Below are 17653 nucleotides of genomic sequence, written 5' to 3'. Positions count from 1 at the left end.
AAGACATTCGAGACCGACTCTGAATCCATTCGATAAGGGTTCCGAAAAGCGAAGCCAGCACGCAGCGCCTGCACCGGACATGAAGAAGCCGGTGCCCGGATCGCCCGGCACCGGCTTCTCGCTCCCGGATCAGATGCAGCGCATCAGACCGTCTTGATCTCGTCGGAGGGGAGCATCGAATCCGACATGTCCACGAACTTCCAGCCCTCGGCCTCCATCCGTGCCGCGCTGTCGACGCGAACCCGACCCATGAAAGCGCAGTAGCCGGCCTCACCGAGGATGACCTTGTCGCCCTGGACGCCGAGCACCACGAGAGTGTGGCCGGCGGGACCGTAGCCCGGGCCGGAGCCCACCGAGTACGCCGTCGGGGTCGAGGACATCTGCTTGCCGGTCTCCCTCGCAATCGTGTACGCCGTCTCCTTGCCGTCACCGGCCGGGTAGGTCTGGAACGTCGTGTACTTGTTCACGAAGTAGGTCGAGAACGACACGCAGTTCATCGCGTGGTTGCCGTTGCAGGAACCCGGGCCACCGCCCGGACCGTACCGGTCATCCAGGAACTTCCCGCCCTCCTTGTTGAAGAGTTCGACCAGGGCCTGGGCCTCCTCCTGCGTCATCCCGCCGTCCTTCAGCGAGACGGAACTGCCGCCCTTGGAGGTGCAGCTGCCCAGGATCGTGTTGATCCCGTTGCCGATGTTCTCGATGATCCCGCCGACGATGTTCTCGACGCCGCCCACGATGGAGCTGTCGACCGACCAGCCGCTCATCTTGCCGAACCACATCTCGGCGTTGTCGCCTCGTGCGGTGAGCCCCGCCGAGCCGTCAGCGGAGCGCTCCCAGTTCTCGTGGAAGTGCAGCGCCGCCGCACGCGGCGAGCCCTGCGACTTCTTGAGCATGTCCTTGAAGACCGTGACATCGCCCGGGTTGTCACCCTCGACCATGAAGGCCAGCTGGGCCTTGATCGTGAACCATTCGACGCCCTTGCTCTTCGCGTACTGGCGCAGCAGCGTGTTGCGGCCGAACGTCCACTGCCCGAGACCGATGCCGTTGTCCGTGTTCTGTGCGGCGCTGGCCTTCTCGGCGGTCATGGCATACGTCCCCGTGGGGAAGTTCTGCACGCTCGTCGGGTCGATCCCGGACTCCTGCGACCAGTTGCCGAGGATGCCCGCGATGTTCTCCTTCGGCATCCCCCAGCTGCTGAGTACCGAGTAGATCTCCTTGGCGTTCTTCTCCACGTCCGCCGGGACGGTGGCCCCGGAACCGTTGCCGACGCTACCCGCGTTGACGACGCACGCCGTCCCCTTCGCGTTGATGCTGCCCTCGGTCAGCGCCGTCGAGTTGAGGACGCCGGTCAAGACGGTGCCCAGCAGGGCCACGGTGGCGGTCATCGCGACCGCACCCGACATCGCTGCCGCTACAGGGGTCATCGTCGCCGTGACAGTGACGCCCAGGACCGCGCCGGCCCCCTTGGCTAAGAAGCTGCCGATCGCCATGAACGGCGCAGCGATCGCATGACCGACCGCCTTGGCGATGTTGACGATCAGCGTCCACAGCAGCTTCCCGGCATTGACGGCCATCGCCATGGCGGCGAAGAACATGGACTTCAGCCAGTTCAGAAAGGCCATGGCCATGACCACGCCCATGGCCGGCGGAGCAGCAGCCGCGCCACCGCCGACGGCGACGCCCTTGGCCGCCTTCGAGCCCAGGCCCTCGTCGTCCCTCGATGGACCGCGCTCGTAGCCCGTGCCGCCGGCACCCAGCTCGCGCTGGTCGGCCGGCTTGGCGTCCGGGCTGCCGCCGGTGACCTTGGACACGCCCCTGACCCCGTCCTGGACCCCCTCGACGCCGACGTTCTTCGCTGCGCCAACGGCGGCTCCCGGAAGCCCGCCAGCCTGTGCGCCGGCCACGGCACCGGAGACGGCAGCTCCTGCGTAACGCCCGGCGTTACGGCGGGTCGCGCTGCTGCCGTCTCCCTCGATCGCCTTCTGGGCCGCGCCTCCGGCCATGTTCCCGGCGACGCCGTTCATGCCCTGCTTGATCTTCGACCCGGCATTCGCGGCACCGTCCGCCTTGCCTGCGGTCTCTGCGGTGTCTGCCGCGTCCGGCATCTTCGGCGCAGTGTTCGCCGCGCCAGAAGGACCAGAAGAGTCAGCTCCCGGGGCCGGGAGCTGCTTGGGCACGCTGGCCTTGCCCTCGGGAGGCTTCTCGATGCCCTCCTCAGGGCCGAGGCGCTTGGTCCCGCGACCTCCCCGGGGCATCCCCTGACTCGCCGACGTGCTCGGCTGGTCCTTCTGCGTCCCCTTCTTGGGACTCCGATTCAGCTTGCCGGTGGCCATGTCGTTTTCCTTTCCGGATCAATGTCAGGTGGCGGGATGCGTCACTTCGTCGCCGCACTCAATGGAGCGTGGTGAGGAAGTCCTTGTCGTCGCGAATGGTGCTGTTGGACTGCACGTCCCGCAGACTCACGTCCAGTCGGAGCAGGTCGAGCAACAGACCAGACTCGTACTGCGACTTGTTCCGGGAGTAGTTCTGATACGCCTGTGAAAGGTTGTTCATGATGTTCATGAGCGGGCGCATCATCACGTCAGAGGACTGGTAGTCCTTGGTGAGGCTGGTGCCGTCCGAGAGGATCCACTGCATGTCCGAGATCTGCTGGCTCGCCGGATCCGAGCCCTCGTCACGCTTCTTGGTGAAGAACTGGGCGTAGCTCTGACCGGCTGGCACCAGGGCGTCGAGGTAACCGTCGTAGACGTTGCCTGCACGCCAGTTGACGTCGAAGCCGCCCGGGACGACATGCTTGGTCTGCAGCGCCAGCGTCGAGACGCCGTCCTTGGCCGCGGCCGCGGAGACGCCCGTGATCTTGTCGCTGGTGATCGAGACCGGGACGGTCGGCGGACGCAGGAACAGGCCGTCGATCTTCGTCGTCTGCAGGTCGGAGGTGTACGACTGAATCTGCGTCAGATTCGTGCGCAACTCGACGAGCTTCTGGTCCAGGGCATCCCTGGCCTCGCTCTCTGTCTCCTTGAGCGCGACCTCGTAGTAGGCCTGCGCAGGGTCGAAGGTCAGAGCGTCGAGCGCCGCGATCTTCTGGACCCCGGATGCGCCGGGGTTGAAGAAGACCCGCCACTGGTCGTATTTGGAGAAGGTCTCGTCGCCGGCCAGTTTGCCGCTGCTGCGCGCCTGCTCCGCTCCGGGCGTGGTGAGTTCGGCATTCGCACGGACCGTCAGGTTCAACACCTGGCGGTCGAAGGGCCGGTCGGCGTTGAGGAGGACCCCGACGTAGCCGGTCGAGCCGAAGGCGTAGAAGGAGCCCTTGATCCCGCTGGTGCTGACCGGCTCACTGTTCAGCGAGGTGTCCGACCCGAGCAGGAACGCCCTGTAGTCCGCGGCGTTGTACGAGATCTGAGCGGTCGGACTGAAGTGCATCATCACGAGCGCCTTGTTGCCGCTCTCGTTGGCGTAGATCCCGTCGACGGTGCCGTCGAGATTCGTCTTCGACGTCTTGAAGTCGCTGGTGTACAGCGCCGTCTGCGACAGCGAGTCACGCTCCGCCTGGTACGCCGAGGCCCCCGATGCGCTGATCGCGATCGCGCCCGTGACCGCGAAGATGCCGAAGAACACCCCAAAACGCTCGATCGCGTGGTGCGAGTCGAGCTTGAACTTCCTGCTGAAGGCCAGCGCCTTGTCCTTGATCCCCATGGTCTGCTCTCTTTCGTGCCTGCACCGTGCTGCGGGCCCGGATAGGGCGAACCGGGCCGGAGGAGGCCTTGCACCTCAACCGACCCGGTTCGCTCGACTCCTCTGTCCCCGGTCGTGTGCACGGTTTGTGACGGCCTCTCATTTGGAAGGGCCGCTCAGGAACCCGCTGAACTGATCGACGGTCTGGACGATCACCGTGCCGCCGCCGAGGTCCGTGATGGTCTGCTGGCCGCCGGAACCGACCGTCGAGATCAGCGACCACCCACCGGTGCCCAGGGCTCCGCCGACGAGAATGAGGAGCGCGATCATGAGCCAGCTCTGCTGCTGGCCGGCGGACTGAGGGTTGACCATCAGCTTCTTGATCAGGAGCACGCCGCCCCAGACCATGCCGACAGCACCGAACAGCATGAGCAGAAGACCGCCCCAGAGCTGGATCTGGGACTTGGCGTTCTGCAAGAAGCTGGTCAGGTCCCAGGCCGCAGTCGGCAGGGAGGTCTGTGTGAGGACGGCTGCCTCGTAGATTTTCGTCACGGTTCTTTCCTCTCGCCTTTCGAATAATTCAGTGGCATGACAGTGAGTCACAAGGCAACAAGCGCAGTTCGCTCACCCGGACGGGCAGTGATAGAAACCGGAGAGGCCGGTGGCGTGCTGTTGGACCCACTCGCTGACTCGTATATGTGGGCATCCGAGTGACTAATCTACCCCATTCAAATGGCGTATCATAGAGGGTATGTGAAAGGGTCTATCGATAAAGAGTCGAAAGGGACTCGGAAATGAGGCGAATCGGCATCGCGACGCGCGACCGCAGGACCGTGGCGGACGCCTGTGGAATCCGCAGTACGAGATGTGTAATGTGCCGCTCCAGCACTGCTGCGGCGCCGGCCTGCTCGATTTCGAGGCGTGCCACCCTCACACACCCCGTCGATCGCGATCTTGACCAGGAAGTACCAAACCGCCATGAACCCACTGCCCGGGGACCTTTTCGCCCGCCGACTTCGTCAAGAACGCGAACGCCTCGGCGTCAGCCAGGCAGAGCTAGCACGCCGTATGGCCGCACTGCTCGGCACGAACGTCGACTCCACCGCCATCACACGCATCGAGCAGCAGACCCGCGCGGTCAGGCTCGACGAGGCGGTCACCGCTGCAGAGGCTCTCGGGGTCCCTCTGATCACACTGGTCAGCGACAACTACACCCGCGAAAACGAAGCCGAGATCCAGAACCAGCTCGCCGAGCTCGCCCTCGCCGAGCAGGAATGGGAGAGGCTGCGCCAGAAGATCCACCGGATCACCCAGACCATCCAGCAGCTCTCCGCCGAGCGGGAGGCCTTCCGCTCTCACGCGCTGGACGTCAACCCTGAAACCGCCGGCGACTACGAGCTCGACCCTGAGACCCAAGCCGCTCTCGACGCCCGGATGCGTGATGTCCGCAACAAATCGACCGGACAGATCACAGACCCAGACGCATGACGCTGTTGCGGGCGGCCGGGTTGAACTCCCGGTCGTAGACGTTCATCGTCTCGGCCTTCCGCCACCGGCCGCCCCGCATGATCTCCTCGGTGCTCGCGCCGTTCCGCCTTGCCTGAGTGACGTGACCAGCTCGCAGACTGCGGAAGCTGTACGCCGACGGATCCATCCTCAAGGCCGCCGAGGAGGGGCTGTGGCCGAAGGCGAAGGACTGGCGGGTCCAGGACCTCGACACCGACTTCTTCGGCACCACGCTGCAGCAGCTCGTGGACGCGTACGACGAGCAGTTCACCGTCACCCCGCAGTTTCGCTACGGCGGTCGGTAGTACGACCCGCCCGGCCAGGGCGCCCCGGAGTCCGGTCAAGATGTTGACCACGCTGCGTCAGGAGCGCGCTCACAGACGGGTGGTCAAGGCATTGACCACCCGTTGACCATTGAGGATGCCGTCGCCGGGGCGCTGAAGGCGCGGGACGTGGAGGCCGCGGCCCTGCGCGCCGCGTACGCCCCGGGTAGCGGGCGCGAGCTGTCTCGGCGGGCCGCCTCGGCGATGTCGCGGCCGCTGGTGCTGCGCACCATCGGCGAGACGGGCAATCCGCCTGGAGGGTGATTTTCCGGCGAAGCACCAGACAGGCGATCCGCGGAACGGGGGTGCGCGTGGCCGATCTCGGGAGCGCCGGGGTGGCGGGATCTCTGGAGCCCTGACAGGCCGCCAGGGGGTCGCACGGCGCCTTTCGCCCCCTCCCCTTTGCGAGCCCACTCTCATCTACTAAGGCTGGCGGGGTCACCGGACCCGGCGTCAGCAAGGTTTTAAGCCTTGAAAGTTGACGGTGTGAAGGAGCTAGGAGCGCGCGCGTGACCCTGACCAAGTTCGACCCCCACACCCGGATGCCCGTCGCCGTCCGGCACGACGAGAGTGAGACCGGGTGGGGCCGAAAGCTCCTCGCCGAGCACGGCGTGAACGAGTTGGAGGAGAACGTCGTCGCCGACCTGGCCCCGCTCGTGGAGCAGCACCCGGTCCGCACGGGTGTGCGGTGACCGCCGTTCCCCCGGCGGACATGAACTATCCGCCGATCCGGAACGGCATGGACTACCTGCGCAGCGTCGTCGCCCACCTCGACCGCGGCGAGCCCGACGAGCGGGATCTGAAGTACGCCGTCCTGCACCTCCAGGCGGCCACCGAGGTCCTCCTCAAGGCACTCCTGGTCGCCTTCGACTGGCGTCAGGTCTTCAGCAAGCCGGACGAGGCCGACCAACTCGCCTACGAGCACGGCGACTTCACCAGCTGCAAGATCGAGGACGCGATCAAGCGGCTGCGAGCGCAGGGCGTGGAGATCACGCCGGAGGGCAAGGGCAACATCACCCACCTCGCCCAGCAGCGCAACCGCCTGCAGCACTTCAGGCTGACCTCCGCCGCCCCGGCCATCGAGGCCCGCGCCGCCCAGGTGCTGGACTTCCTCATTGCCCTCGTGGACGACCACCTGCGGCCCGGCCTGACCGGCGACGACGCGCAGCACCTGGAGCAGGAGATGCGCCACGTGCGGGAGGCGCTGCCGCGGATCCGCAGCTACTCCGCGATCATCATGGACCGGATCGCGCCCGAGCTGGCCGGCCGCCAGTGGTACACGCTGCGCTGCCCGGACTGCACGAAGTGGGCCCTGCTCGCCGAGGGCGGAGAGGTCCGCTGCCTGTTCTGCGAGACGGACTGGGACGCCGAGGCTTTCCCGCTGCCGTACGTCGTGGGGGTGCTCGGGCACTCCTGGCGCGACTACCGCAAGGACCCCACGGGGCCCGCCGCGCAGTGTCCCGAGTGCGGCGCCTACGCCCTGGTCGGCGGGGCGTACGTGGCCGCCCGGCCGGAGGAAGCCGTGCAGTACTGCTTCGGCTGCTCGGAGGTCTTCGACGGCCTGGAGCCCTGCATGCGCTGCGGCCAGCTCTACCAGCCGGGCCCAGACCACGTCGCTATCTGCACCGACTGCCTGGGGAGCATGGGGTGAGCACCGCAGCGACCGAAGCGGGCGACGTCGTCGACGCCGAACTCGTCGACGACGATGCCTCCGTGCGCCTGCTACCCGCGGCCGCGGCCGACAGCGGCTCGGCAGCGTTCTTCCGTATCACCCGTGACACCCTCCTCGTCGAGGGCGAGCTCCCGCCGCGCGCTGATCGGCAACCCGCCTTCACCGCCCGGGACTTCACCGTCCCGAGGTCAGCCAAGGAGCGCGCGGGCCGGCGCGGCGCCCGCAACACCCGGGTCAACCGTGACTCGACCCGGGAGCGCTTCGCCGCCTGGTGTGCGCGCGAGGGGCGCGTCGCGCAGCCGTCCACCACCACGGCGAACGGCGTCGCCTACTTCGATCACCTGATGGAGACCGGCAAAGACAAGGACGGCAGCCAGTACAGCCCGGACTCCCTGCTCGCCTACCTCTCCCGGATCTGCACCTGGTACCCGAAGGGCGAACGCCCGGACGCCTCCCTGGTCCGCGACATGATCGAGGACTACCGGCTGGAGAACTACATCCCGGCCGGCGGCGAGCGGGAGCAGGCCGCTGGCCTCACCCTGAAGTACCTCGTTCAGGTGCTGGCCAAGATCGACGAGTCGACGCGTATCGGTCGCCGGGACGCCGCCCCTGCTCGTCATCGGCTACGGCAAGCTCGCCCGTGGCATCGAGAGCGCCGACCTGCTGGTCAAGTTCGTGCGCGTCGTCGACACCGGGGTGTGGGTCTTCACCGCCAAAACCAAGACCCGCCGCAAGGGCAAGGGGAAGTGGCGGTTCATCCGCGACCGCGCCGACCTCCAGGTCGTCCGCCGGGTCCGCGCGTGGATCGCGTATCTTCGCGAGCTCGGCGCCGACGCACCGAACCTCCCCTTCTTCCGGGCCCTGACCGTCAAGGGCGCGCTCAAGGGCCGCGGCAACGCCACGGTGCGCGGCCTGCATCTATCCGGCCGGGCCGTCAACGAGATCGTGAAGAAGCGCGCGGCTGCCGCCGGAGTGGAGTACATCAACGGTCTGAAGGTGACCAGCCACTCCCTGCGGGCCGGGCCGAACACCGACCTGAAGCGCGCGAAGGTGTCGCTGTCGGATCGCAACGAGGCCGGCGACTGGGGCGCACGCTCCACCCTCGCCGACACCCACAACGACCGGCCCGACGACACCACCGGCCTCGACGAGAAGGACCCGCTGGATGCCGTCCCGCTCTTCGGCCGGTTCGCGGAACAGGTTGAGGAGGCATAAAGGTGCAGGTCACAGCCTCTTTCTGTAGTGGGTGGTGTGAGTCGGGTTCCGCGCGGCATACTCGTCCTCTGGCTGGCATCGACATCAACGACAACACCAGGGACACGCTGCAGGCCCTGGCCGAGGCGGCGGGGCTGTCCCTGGAGGACTACCTGACGCAGGTGGCCAAGGAGAAGCAGCGCGAGCGGGTGCTGGCCGAGGGCGCCGAGATCTTCCGCCGGGTGACCGGCGACCCCGCGACAGTGTCGGCCTTCGACGCCGAGTTCGGAGGCCCCGCGCAGGTCGAGCACGCCCCGCGGGCAGCCTGACCTGTGCCTGCCGAGTACTACGTCGACTATCGGTGGTTCCTGGAGCGACAGGCGGAGATCCTCCCGGATGACGTTCGGGTCAACGACTTCTCCGTCCTCGTCGGGATGGCGGCCCGCCACAGGGTCGATCCGCCACGCCATGACCACCCTGACGCCTTCTGGCGTGCCGCGGTGATACTGGAGGAGTGCGTGGCTCTGCGCCCGCTCCCGACCCGGAACGAGCTGTACGGCTACGGCCTGGCAATCGCCTACCTGGGGATACACGGTGAGCAGGTGAACACAAAGTTCGAGGCTTGGAGCGAGCTCATCGCCGACATCCGTGCCCTGCGACTGGACTCGTACAGCATCGCCGACCGGCTTCGATCCTTGCGTCTGCCCACCACCTGACTCGGGCTGCCCGACCTGGCCCAGAACGACGCAACGGACGAGGAACTGGAACGCACTGGCCGCTGGAGGCCAGGCTCCTGCGTCCCTCACACGGTGTACGTGCGCCCCGCACAGGCTGAGAGGAACGATCCCGCCAGGATTCCCGTGCACCGCATTTCGGCGGCGTGATGGCCTATCAAACGAAGGACCCCGCTCCGGGGAGCGGGGTCCGGCCGTGCCCCACGAAGCCGATCGCGGGGTACCGTTCTGGTGTCGAAGCAGAACAGGAGCCAGTATGCACGCTCTGCCCGAAGACCACATCGGCGCGCGCATGGCGCGACTGCGCCGTGAACGCCACCTCACCCAAAGGGCCGTTGTTGACCTTACTGGGATCAAGTACAGCACATACACGAAGACTGAACAGGGTGCCATTGCGGCCACCCCGCACGTCATCGCAGCTTTCGCCCGCGGCCTGCGGATAGAGGTCGCTACAGTGGTTGGCCAGCCCTACACCGACGCGCTGCGCGCCGACGAACTCGACGTCCTGATAAGGCCCATCCGTGAGGCGCTGGACATCTACGACCTCGGGGCCGACCCCGACGTTCAGCCTCGACGGCTTGAGGAGCTCAAGGACGACGCCGAGGCACTCCTGGTGTCCGTCCGCGCGGGGGAGATCAAGAAGACCGCCAGCAACGTCGCCGGTCTGATCGAGGAGGGCACCACCGCGGCTCACTCGCTGAACACCACGGAGGGGTGGCTGACTCTCGCGTCGTTCTACCGCACGGCTTACGACGTCGCCGCCAAACTCGGGTTCTCGGACCTCGCCCAACTGTCGCTCGCGCGCATGGATTGGGCCGCGCAACGCGGCTCTGACGCTGTCCTCGGTGGCATGTTCCAGTACCTTCGCGCCCTCACCTACCTGCGTGAGGGCAAGTTCGAGATCGGACAGCGTCTTGTCACCCGGGGACTGGTCACGCTCCAACAGGCCGACGGGACGCGGGAACGCGAGGTTGTCACTGGCCAGCTCCACCTCGGCGGCGCGGTGATGGCCGGCCGAGCACATGACAAAGGCCAGGCTCTGTCCCACCTGGAGGAGGCGGAGCGGATCGCAGGGAGGACCGGGGAAGCGGTCAAGGTGCATTACCTCACCTTCGGCCCGACCAACGTTCAGGTGCACCGGGTCTCTGTCCTCGCCGAACTCGACCAGTACGGCGAGGCGGTTGAGGCGACGAGAGGCCTTACCATCCCGAAGGACTGGCCGAAGTCCCGCACGAGCCACCACTTCGCCGAGGTTGCTCGCGCGCAGATGTGGACCAACAGGCTCGGGGAATCGTTCGAGAGCCTACTCAAAGCCCGCAAGGCGGCGCCACAGCAAGCGAAGTACCACCCGACGGTGCGAGAGACGTACGCCGGCCTCGAGGCGGCACATCGCAGACTGCCGGAGAGCTTCCTGTCGTACGGATCGTGGCTGAGCACCGCAAACGGGCAGGTCGCCTGACTGCCCGTCACTCTCCGTCAGGCTTTGGCCCCGACTATCATCAACTCATGATAGTCGGGGCCTAGTTGTGGGCCCACCATGTCGTCACTGGCCATTTCGACATGGAGCCGACCATGACGACGCACCTCGCGGGCCAGGAGCGCACTTGTCGAAGCGCCCCTGACACCGCCGACGAACTGAGTAGCCGCACAGACGCACGGCCGGCCCTCGTGGTTTCCATCGAGCGCCGCCCCGACCCTGATAGCGCCGACCTCTCCACAGCAGACGCCGCTTGGCCGAAGCGCCTCCGCCGCATCGTCCGCGCAAGCCTCCGCCACTGGCGTAGCCCCGACCTGATCGAAACGGCGGAACTGCTGCTCACCGAGTTGGCGACGAACGCCCTGCGCCACGGCAGTGGTCTCGAAATCTGCGTGCGCATCTTCATCCAGGACGACGGCCTCAAGATCCAGGTCAATGACGGTTCCCCCGCGCGGCCTGTGCTGCGCCACGCGGAGCTCAACGACGAAGGAGGCCGCGGCCTCTTCCTTGTCGACTCTTTGGCGAGTGCGTGGGGCGTGAGCAACGACGGCACCACGACCTGGTGCACCCTCCCCCTCACCAAGGGGCCCACCGAGATCCAATCCGCCGCGGAGACCGCGCCGGTCTTGCGCGAGATCCCGCTGGATCTCCCCGCCGAATACCGCGCGTTACCTTTCGTGTTGAAGGGGTCGCGTTGATGCCGCGGGCCGCTACAGACTTGACCCCGCACGTTGCCGGCCGGGACGAAGAGTTACGCCTGGCCCTCGAAGATCTGCGACTCGGCCGGTGGTTGTCCACCAAGACCTTGCTCGGCCACACCAGCACCTGGGCCTTGCTCACGTCCCGCAGCCAGGTTCTGGCAAACGGCGCCGCGCAGAGCGATGCCATCGACGCCTGGAACGTGGAGGAGCCGGGCGACGCCAACGCCATGATGATGCAGGCCCGTGTGTTAACGCTGCGGGCACTGGCCGCGCATCGTGCTGGTGGTGCTGGTGGCGACATTTTTCGCCGGATCCGCATGGCGCGCTTTGCCTGCGACGAGGCGGCGGCCCGTCGGCCGCGAGATCCAGTGCCGTGGGTGGATCAACTTGCACTGGCCCAGCTCGACACAGACATCAGGGCCGCCCACCGCCCGGAGCACTGGGCGAGACCGCCCGAGGCGATGCTGCCCCCTGGGCCCTGGCCGCTCCTGTGGGAGGCTCTCCGTCGCGATCCCGCTAGTCGGGAGGCCTACCACCGCATGCTCCAGTGTCTCCAGGCACGCGGACGCGGAGCCCTGGACTTCACCCGGTGGGTTGCCTCGCGTAGCGACCGGGGGTCGGTCCTGCTGACCCTGCCCCTGTACGCGTATGTGAAGGAGTTCCGGCTGCGCAAGGCCAGCGGGCAGATGTCCGCCGGGCTCGGGTTCTGGCAGGACGCGACGGTCCACTACTACGTCGCTCTCGCGCGGGACGCATGGTTCGCCGAGCTGCCCGAACCCGCCGAGGCCTCCCTGTTGGACCTGAACCATCTCGCCTACACGCTCACCGCTTCCGGTGTGCCCGGTGCGGCTGAGGTGTTCGAGGCGATAGGTCCCTTCGCCACTCCCACGCCGTGGCAGCACGTGAGCGATGCGGGCTGGTACTGGCAGGAGGACTTCCTTCTCGCACGGGCCCGCGCGAAATGAGCAAGGCCCTTTCGAAGGTGAGAAGCCGAGCCCCTCCCCCGGCAAGACAGCCCCTTTCCGAGTTCCGTCCCCCTCCCATCGAATCCAGAGGATCCCTTCGGTGTCTCCGAGAAGTACCGGCGCCCACCGGCTGGCCAACGACGACGACGTCCTGGCCGGACTCGGCTACAAAAGCGTGCTGGCCCGCCGTATGAGCCCGTTCGGCAACTACGCGATCTCCTTCACCGTCATCAGCATCCTGTCCGGTTGCATGACGCTGTACGGCTTCGGCCTCAACACCGGCGGCCCCGCCGTCATCATGTGGGGCTGGGCCGGCGTCGGCCTGATGGTCCTGCTCCTGGGCATGTCACTGGCCGAGGTCACCTCCGCCTACCCCACCTCCGGGGGCCTGTACTACATGGCGCACCGGCTCGGCGGGCCCCGCTGGGCGTGGGTGACCGGCTGGCTCAACCTCCTCGGGCTGCTCGGTGCGATTGCCGGGATCGACTACGGCGCAGCCACGTTCGTCGGCGCGTTCGCCAACCTCCAGTGGGGATTCGTCCCCACCCCCGAGAAGACCATGATGATCTTCTTGGGGATCCTGCTGCTGCACGGCCTGCTGAATGTGGCCGGCGTTCGCCTCGTCAGCGTTCTGAACTCCGTCTCCGTCTGGTGGCACCTGGGCGGAGTCGCCGTCATCGTCGGAGCCCTCGCCTTCGCCCCCGTTCAGCACCGCAGCGCCGAGTTCGTGTTCACGCACTTCAACAACGACACCGGTTTCACCGATGGCCTGTACGTGACCGCGCTGGGGCTGTTGCTGGCGCAGTACACATTTTGCGGCTACGACGCCTCCTCCCACCTGTCGGAGGAGACCACCCGGGCCCAGATATCGGCGCCCCGCGGCATCGTCCGCTCCATCTGGGTGTCCTGGATCGCCGGCTTCATCCTGCTGGCCGGCCTCACCTTCGCCATTCAGGACTACACCGGTACCCAGACCAGTGCGACCGGCGTGCCGCCCGCTCAGATCTTCCTCGACGTCCTGGGCGCGAACGGCGCGAAGGCGCTGCTGCTCATCGTGATCATGGCCCAGCTGTTCTGCGGCAACGCCGAGACCGCCGCCTCCTCCCGCATGGTGTTCGCGTTCTCACGCGACGGCGCGATCCCCTTCGCCGCCACGTGGCGCCGCGTCAGCCCCCGCACCAAGACCCCCGTCGCAGCGGTCTGGCTGTCCGTCGCCGCCGCGCTCGTGCTCGCCGCGCCGTCGCTGTACTCGCCCACCGCCTACGCCGCGGTCACCGCGATCAACGTCATCGGCATCACCCCGGCCTACGCCATCCCGGTCTTTCTCCGGCTCAGGGCCGGAGACCGCTTCCAGCCGGGGCCCTGGAACCTCGGCCGGTGGTCCAAGCCGATCGGCTGGACGGCGGTTACCTGGGTCGGCTTCGTGACCGTGCTGTTCTGCCTGCCGCAGGCCTGGCCCATCACGGTCACGTCGTTCAACTACGCCGGCGTCGCCCTGGCCGCGGTGCTCGTACTTGCGTGGGTCCTGTGGATCACGAAGGGCCGCCGCACCTATCAGATCCCGTCCCTGAACACCCACACCGACTTCGAAGGCGTCATCTGATGACCCACGACGATCAGCACCAGGCACAGCTTGAGGAACAGCACGATAAGGAGCGCCCCGACCTCGGTCTACGGCCTTCCGCGCAACCGGCTGAGCCGGACCGGCTGATGGAGGGCGTCCGCAGCGGAGAGATCACCAGGGTCATGCTCGCCGTGCCGGACATGCAGGGCCGTCTCAAGGGCAAGATCCTCGACGCCGATGTGTTCGTGGACTGCATGGGCTCCGCGGCAGAGGTGTGCGCCTACATTCTGGCCACCGACATCGACATGACCCCGCTGGGAGACTTCGACCTCACCGGCTGGAAGCAGGGCTACGGCGATATCGGCGTCAAGGCCGACCCGGGCACCCTGCGCATGCTGCCCCACCAGGCGGGCACCGCCCTCGTCATCGGCGACGCCTTCCACCACGACGGCACCCCGGTCGAGGTCGCCCCCCGGCACATGCTCCGCACCCAGCTCGAACGCCTGAAGGACCTGGGCTACGACGCCGCCGTGGGCGTGGAGTCGGAGTTCCTGCTCCTCGCGGGCACCCCCGAGGACGCCCGGGCCGCCGGATACCGCGACCTGCGCCCGGCCTGGCCGCACAATCTCGACTACGCCCTCGGTCATCCCCCGAAGATCAGCGCCTTCTTCCGCGATCTCCACGACGCCCTGCGCAGGGCCGGCATACCGGTCGAGGCGATCAAGACCGAGGGCGCCGCGGGCCAGGTCGAAGTCACTTTCTCCTACGGCGACCCGATGCTGGCGTGCGATGCCTACCCCGCCTACCGCCTGATCGTGGACGACCTCGCCCAGCACTACGGCATGACCCCGGTGTGGATGGCGGCGCCGTTCGCCGGCGTCGGCAGCGGGCTGCACCTGCACCTGTCCCTGTGGTCGGCGAGCGGCAACGCCTTCACCTACCACCGCAGCCAGGACCTGCCCCCGGCCATGGAAAAGGCCATCGCCGGACTGATCTCCGGGATGCCGCACCTGGCGCCGCTGTACGCCCCCACCACCAACTCTTACAAGCGGTACCGCCCGCACAGTTTCGCCCCGACCCGGCACACCTGGGGCTTCGACAACCGGGGCTGCGCCGTCCGGGTGACCGGCATCGGCGAGGCCGCTCATCTGGAAAACCGATGGGCCGGCGCCGACGCCAACGTCTACCTCGCCCTCGCCGCCGTCAGCGCCGCCATCGTCCACGGCTTCAACGACGATCCCGAACTGCCCGAGCCCTGCGTCGGCGACCCCTACCAGGCCTACGCCGTTCCGGTACCCCGCGATCTGATCGAAGCCGCCGCCCACTTCACCGGCAGCAAGATCCCGCACGAGGCATTCGGCGAGAACGTCACCCGCCACTACACCCGCGCCGCCCGCGCCGAGATCCTCCGCCAGCGCACCCAGGTCACCGACATCGAACGGGAACAAGGTATCGGCCGGGCCTGACGTCCTGGCCGACCTCCCACAACTCCCGCTGCCGGACCGTGATCGCCCTCACCTTTCCGGCCCGGCAGTGGGGCCCCGCACGCCTCTTCCATGACGCAAGGGAAGGTTTCCTTGGCCCACGCCGACTCCGACCAGGCCGGTCCCTGCCTGCGCGGTGACTCCCCCCGTGCACGGCAGACCGTCGACCTGCACCTGCAGGCCGGCGCCCGCTGGGACCGCATCACCACCATCGTGCTCGGCCTGCTGTTCGAGCTGACCCAGCAGGCCAGCCGCTTGGCCCAGGGCGCGAACCCCTGGGAGCAACTGGCCGTGTACAACACCGACGACTTTGCCCTCTTCACCGACGGCGGACCGACAGCATCCGCAGGTACCAGCCGCACGGCGGCCAGCTGCGATTCCTCGGGGAGGGCGGCATGAACCAGTTGGACAGGGAGAACGATGCAGCGGCTGGGCAAGGAGGTGGCCCTCCTTCCTCGAACCCCACCGACCGACCGGAACAGAAGGCCCCCAGCCCCACCCCCGACACCGTTCCGGCTTGGCAACGGCCGCTCCAAGGGCTCCCCACCTACCCTCGCCAGGCACTCATCACGGGAAGCGACAAGGAGCGATACCGCACCGCGATAGCCAAGGCCTACAAAGCCAAGGGCAGCATCCGCGACATCAGCGCCTTCATCGGCCGCTCGTTCGGATGGGTGAACAAACAACTCTGTGAAGCCGGTGTAGTGATGCGCTCACGTGGGGGGTACCGGCACGTATCCGGCATAGAGCGCGGAAAGATGTCAACCCATGTGGAGAAGGCGCTCCGGGACCGCATCACCGACGGTACGTACGAGATCGGCACCAGAATTCCGGGCAGCGTCTCTCTCGGCAAGGAATTCGGTACCTCCGACCGCACGGTCCGGGCCGCCATGGGTCGCCTGGAGGCCGCCGGGCTCCTTCTCAGCGTGCCAGGCCGGGGAACCGTGGTGACAGACCCCCAGAACCCGCCGGCAGGACCGAACCTTCGCGTACGTACCGGGCCAGGACAGTGGGAGACCTGGACGATCCAAGAACAAAGTCGGACCAACTACGGCCGCATCCGAACCGTCATCATCGCCCGGATCGCGGACGGCACTTACCCTCCGGGGCACAGCATCCCGAGCCGCACCGAACTGACCGAGGAACTCGGAGCCAGATACTCCTCGATCCACCGCTCTCTCAAACGGCTTGAGGAGCGGGGACTCCTCGTCCCCCACAAAGACAGAACCGGACGGATGTGCGTCCCCCGACAGAATGTGCTGGACGCCGCCCTGAAGGCGGGGAGTCGGTGAAGGAACGGTACTGGCGGGGCATGCGCGTGGCCTACGTCACCTCATGGACAGGGGAGTTCGTCCGCCAGCCGCGCGTCATCGAGATCGAGGGACGAGGCGGCAAGGGCATCGGCTTCCGGAACGAAGACCCGGTGACCGACCGCCGTGACGAGGCACTATGGGTGCGAGCCGCCATCGCCCCGGGCCGCGGTCAGCCCGCCTTCCACCGGGTTCACACCCTCCGTCAGAAACGCGCCATCGAACACAGCCTCTGTCAGGTGTGCGGATTGACGGTTCTCGGCACGCGGACTGATGAGCGGACCCTGCACCTACTGGGTGGCGCCGCGCCGATCACGGAGGGCGAGACAGCGGCCGCACCCCCGGTACATCCGCTCTGCGCGGTCGAATCGATCGAGGACTGCCCACCGCTGGGACGCGGTCATGCCGCTGCGCTGGTGAAGTACAGCCCGCTGTGGGGGGTGGCCGGCGTGGTGCACGACCCCGTGACGCTGGCGCCGCTTCCCCACACGGGAGCGCGGCCGGGCGACCTCACCCACGTCCACATCTCCGACGAGACGATCCGGTGGACACTCGCCAGCCACACCGTCGTCAGCCTCCACGGTGTCACGCCGGTCGGCACGGATGAGCTCCACGCCATGGCGGAGGGCGCCCGGCGCACAGGAGCCGCAGGACGAAGAGCGGACGCTCCCTAGCTTCTGCCGGGCGGCCAGGACGACGGCCACCGGACCGGCAGACTCCCGGAGCCGGGGCCAGGCAGCCGACGGCTTCCCTGGGACGGAATGGCCGCCCGCCTCGCCCCGCCGCTGCGGCACCAACTCTCCTCCACCCACTACCTGAGAGAACTCACCGTGTTCGACGTGCGCGTCCAGAGCGAGACACCCGGCTACGTCGAGGAGGCCCAACTCACGGTGCGTTGTCTCGGTGGCTTCGAGTTCACTATGGCCGGGCGCGAGCACGACTGGGCGAAGCTGCGCCCCAGGGCACAGGCGGTGCTGCGGCTCCTCGCGGTACGCGCGGGGCAGGCGGTCCACCGTGACCATCTGGTGGTCGCGTTCTGGGACGGAGT

Annotated in this window: 21 protein-coding genes; 16 read left to right on the top strand and 5 right to left on the bottom strand. The window is 67.4% G+C overall.

Annotated elements, in window-relative coordinates:
- Positions 1 to 143: 143 nt before the first annotated feature.
- The 3 genes from ACFPIH_RS45210 to ACFPIH_RS45200 all read right to left on the bottom strand — a co-directional run bounded on the left by ACFPIH_RS45210 (position 144) and on the right by ACFPIH_RS45200 (position 4227).
- The gene (locus ACFPIH_RS45210) at positions 144 to 2105 is read right to left on the bottom strand and encodes a phage tail tip lysozyme (RefSeq protein ID WP_381184604.1); all 1962 of its coding nucleotides are present in this window, start codon (positions 2103 to 2105) and stop codon (positions 144 to 146) included.
- Positions 2106 to 2391: 286 nt separating this feature from the next.
- Positions 2392 to 3696, bottom strand: a complete 1305-nt coding sequence (locus tag ACFPIH_RS45205) for a hypothetical protein (RefSeq protein WP_381184602.1) — start codon at positions 3694 to 3696, stop codon at positions 2392 to 2394.
- 138 nt (positions 3697 to 3834) lie between these two features.
- On the bottom strand, positions 3835 to 4227 hold the full coding sequence (locus tag ACFPIH_RS45200; RefSeq protein WP_381184599.1) for a hypothetical protein: 393 nt from the start codon (positions 4225 to 4227) through the stop codon (positions 3835 to 3837).
- A 426-nt stretch (positions 4228 to 4653) separates the two neighbouring features.
- Between ACFPIH_RS45200 and ACFPIH_RS45195 the strand changes: the two genes are divergently transcribed.
- Positions 4654 to 5163, top strand: coding sequence for a helix-turn-helix domain-containing protein (locus tag ACFPIH_RS45195; protein WP_381184596.1), 510 nt, complete (start codon positions 4654 to 4656; stop codon positions 5161 to 5163).
- Here ACFPIH_RS45195 and ACFPIH_RS45190 read toward each other — a convergent pair.
- On the bottom strand, positions 5144 to 5458 hold the full coding sequence (locus tag ACFPIH_RS45190; protein ID WP_381184593.1) for a site-specific integrase: 315 nt from the start codon (positions 5456 to 5458) through the stop codon (positions 5144 to 5146). The genes ACFPIH_RS45195 and ACFPIH_RS45190 overlap by 20 nt on opposite strands.
- A gap of 130 nt (positions 5459 to 5588) precedes the next feature.
- Between ACFPIH_RS45190 and ACFPIH_RS45185 the strand changes: the two genes are divergently transcribed.
- The 3 genes from ACFPIH_RS45185 (at position 5589) to ACFPIH_RS45175 (ending at position 7155) form a co-directional block, all read left to right on the top strand.
- Positions 5589 to 5768 (top strand): hypothetical protein, encoded by a 180-nt coding sequence (locus ACFPIH_RS45185; protein WP_381184591.1) that lies wholly within the window; start codon positions 5589 to 5591, stop codon positions 5766 to 5768.
- Positions 5769 to 6013: 245 nt separating this feature from the next.
- Positions 6014 to 6196, top strand: a complete 183-nt coding sequence (locus ACFPIH_RS45180; protein ID WP_381184588.1) for a hypothetical protein — start codon at positions 6014 to 6016, stop codon at positions 6194 to 6196.
- Positions 6193 to 7155, top strand: a complete 963-nt coding sequence (locus ACFPIH_RS45175; protein ID WP_381184586.1) for a hypothetical protein — start codon at positions 6193 to 6195, stop codon at positions 7153 to 7155. Before ACFPIH_RS45180 ends, ACFPIH_RS45175 begins: the two co-directional genes overlap by 4 nt.
- Before the next feature lie 209 nt (positions 7156 to 7364).
- Here ACFPIH_RS45175 and ACFPIH_RS45170 read toward each other — a convergent pair whose 3' ends face one another.
- The gene (locus ACFPIH_RS45170) at positions 7365 to 7796 is read right to left on the bottom strand and encodes a hypothetical protein (protein ID WP_381184583.1); all 432 of its coding nucleotides are present in this window, start codon (positions 7794 to 7796) and stop codon (positions 7365 to 7367) included.
- A gap of 55 nt (positions 7797 to 7851) precedes the next feature.
- On the opposite strand from ACFPIH_RS45170, the gene ACFPIH_RS45165 reads away from it, so the two are divergent.
- The 12 genes from ACFPIH_RS45165 to ACFPIH_RS45110 all read left to right on the top strand — a co-directional run.
- On the top strand, positions 7852 to 8391 hold the full coding sequence (locus ACFPIH_RS45165; protein WP_381184580.1) for a site-specific integrase: 540 nt from the start codon (positions 7852 to 7854) through the stop codon (positions 8389 to 8391).
- 2 nt (positions 8392 to 8393) lie between these two features.
- Complete coding sequence (locus ACFPIH_RS45160; RefSeq protein ID WP_381184577.1) at positions 8394 to 8699, top strand: antitoxin MazE7; 306 nt, start codon at positions 8394 to 8396, stop codon at positions 8697 to 8699.
- Positions 8700 to 8702: 3 nt separating this feature from the next.
- The gene (locus ACFPIH_RS45155; RefSeq protein WP_381184574.1) at positions 8703 to 9086 is read left to right on the top strand and encodes a toxin Doc; all 384 of its coding nucleotides are present in this window, start codon (positions 8703 to 8705) and stop codon (positions 9084 to 9086) included.
- Positions 9087 to 9360: 274 nt separating this feature from the next.
- Positions 9361 to 10563, top strand: a complete 1203-nt coding sequence (locus ACFPIH_RS45150; RefSeq protein ID WP_381184571.1) for a helix-turn-helix domain-containing protein — start codon at positions 9361 to 9363, stop codon at positions 10561 to 10563.
- Between the two features lie 113 nt (positions 10564 to 10676).
- On the top strand, positions 10677 to 11279 hold the full coding sequence (locus ACFPIH_RS45145; protein WP_381184568.1) for an ATP-binding protein: 603 nt from the start codon (positions 10677 to 10679) through the stop codon (positions 11277 to 11279).
- A gap of 20 nt (positions 11280 to 11299) precedes the next feature.
- On the top strand, positions 11300 to 12247 hold the full coding sequence (locus ACFPIH_RS45140) for a hypothetical protein (protein WP_381184565.1): 948 nt from the start codon (positions 11300 to 11302) through the stop codon (positions 12245 to 12247).
- A gap of 100 nt (positions 12248 to 12347) precedes the next feature.
- Positions 12348 to 13850 carry an amino acid permease gene (locus ACFPIH_RS45135; RefSeq protein ID WP_381184562.1) on the top strand — a complete coding sequence of 501 codons (1503 nt, stop codon included), beginning with the start codon at positions 12348 to 12350 and terminating at the stop codon, positions 13848 to 13850.
- Positions 13850 to 15277 (top strand): glutamine synthetase family protein, encoded by a 1428-nt coding sequence (locus ACFPIH_RS45130; protein WP_381184559.1) that lies wholly within the window; start codon positions 13850 to 13852, stop codon positions 15275 to 15277. The genes ACFPIH_RS45135 and ACFPIH_RS45130 overlap by 1 nt, the downstream gene beginning before the upstream one ends.
- A 111-nt stretch (positions 15278 to 15388) precedes the next feature.
- Positions 15389 to 15694, top strand: a complete 306-nt coding sequence (locus tag ACFPIH_RS45125) for a hypothetical protein (protein WP_381184557.1) — start codon at positions 15389 to 15391, stop codon at positions 15692 to 15694.
- Positions 15691 to 16587 (top strand): GntR family transcriptional regulator, encoded by an 897-nt coding sequence (locus ACFPIH_RS45120; RefSeq protein ID WP_381184554.1) that lies wholly within the window; start codon positions 15691 to 15693, stop codon positions 16585 to 16587. The genes ACFPIH_RS45125 and ACFPIH_RS45120 overlap by 4 nt, the downstream gene beginning before the upstream one ends.
- Positions 16584 to 17279, top strand: a complete 696-nt coding sequence (locus tag ACFPIH_RS45115; RefSeq protein ID WP_381184551.1) for a hypothetical protein — start codon at positions 16584 to 16586, stop codon at positions 17277 to 17279. The genes ACFPIH_RS45120 and ACFPIH_RS45115 overlap by 4 nt, the downstream gene beginning before the upstream one ends.
- 87 nt (positions 17280 to 17366) lie before the next feature.
- Positions 17367 to 17653, top strand: a 287-nt coding sequence (locus ACFPIH_RS45110) for a hypothetical protein (protein ID WP_381184549.1), incomplete at its 3' end; no start/stop codon positions are given.

Source organism: Streptomyces vulcanius (assembly GCF_042653945.1).
Lineage (GTDB): Bacteria > Actinomycetota > Actinomycetes > Streptomycetales > Streptomycetaceae > Streptomyces > Streptomyces mangrovi.
The sequence above is the reverse complement of the archived record's forward strand: the minus strand, read 5'-3'. Positions and strand labels throughout refer to the sequence as shown.

Excerpts from the sequence above, each read along its gene's own strand:
- ACFPIH_RS45210 (WP_381184604.1), bottom strand. The coding sequence starts at position 2,105 with ATGCCGGACGCGGCAGACACCGCAGAGACCGCAGGCAAGGCGGACGGT.
- ACFPIH_RS45205 (WP_381184602.1), bottom strand. The coding sequence starts at position 3,696 with ATGGGGATCAAGGACAAGGCGCTGGCCTTCAGCAGGAAGTTCAAGCTC.
- ACFPIH_RS45195 (WP_381184596.1), top strand. The coding sequence starts at position 4,654 with ATGAACCCACTGCCCGGGGACCTTTTCGCCCGCCGACTTCGTCAAGAA.
- ACFPIH_RS45170 (WP_381184583.1), bottom strand. The coding sequence starts at position 7,796 with ATGACGAGCAGGGGCGGCGTCCCGGCGACCGATACGCGTCGACTCGTC.
- ACFPIH_RS45150 (WP_381184571.1), top strand. The coding sequence starts at position 9,361 with ATGCACGCTCTGCCCGAAGACCACATCGGCGCGCGCATGGCGCGACTG.
- ACFPIH_RS45145 (WP_381184568.1), top strand. The coding sequence starts at position 10,677 with ATGACGACGCACCTCGCGGGCCAGGAGCGCACTTGTCGAAGCGCCCCT.
- ACFPIH_RS45130 (WP_381184559.1), top strand. The coding sequence starts at position 13,850 with ATGACCCACGACGATCAGCACCAGGCACAGCTTGAGGAACAGCACGAT.
- ACFPIH_RS45120 (WP_381184554.1), top strand. The coding sequence starts at position 15,691 with ATGAACCAGTTGGACAGGGAGAACGATGCAGCGGCTGGGCAAGGAGGT.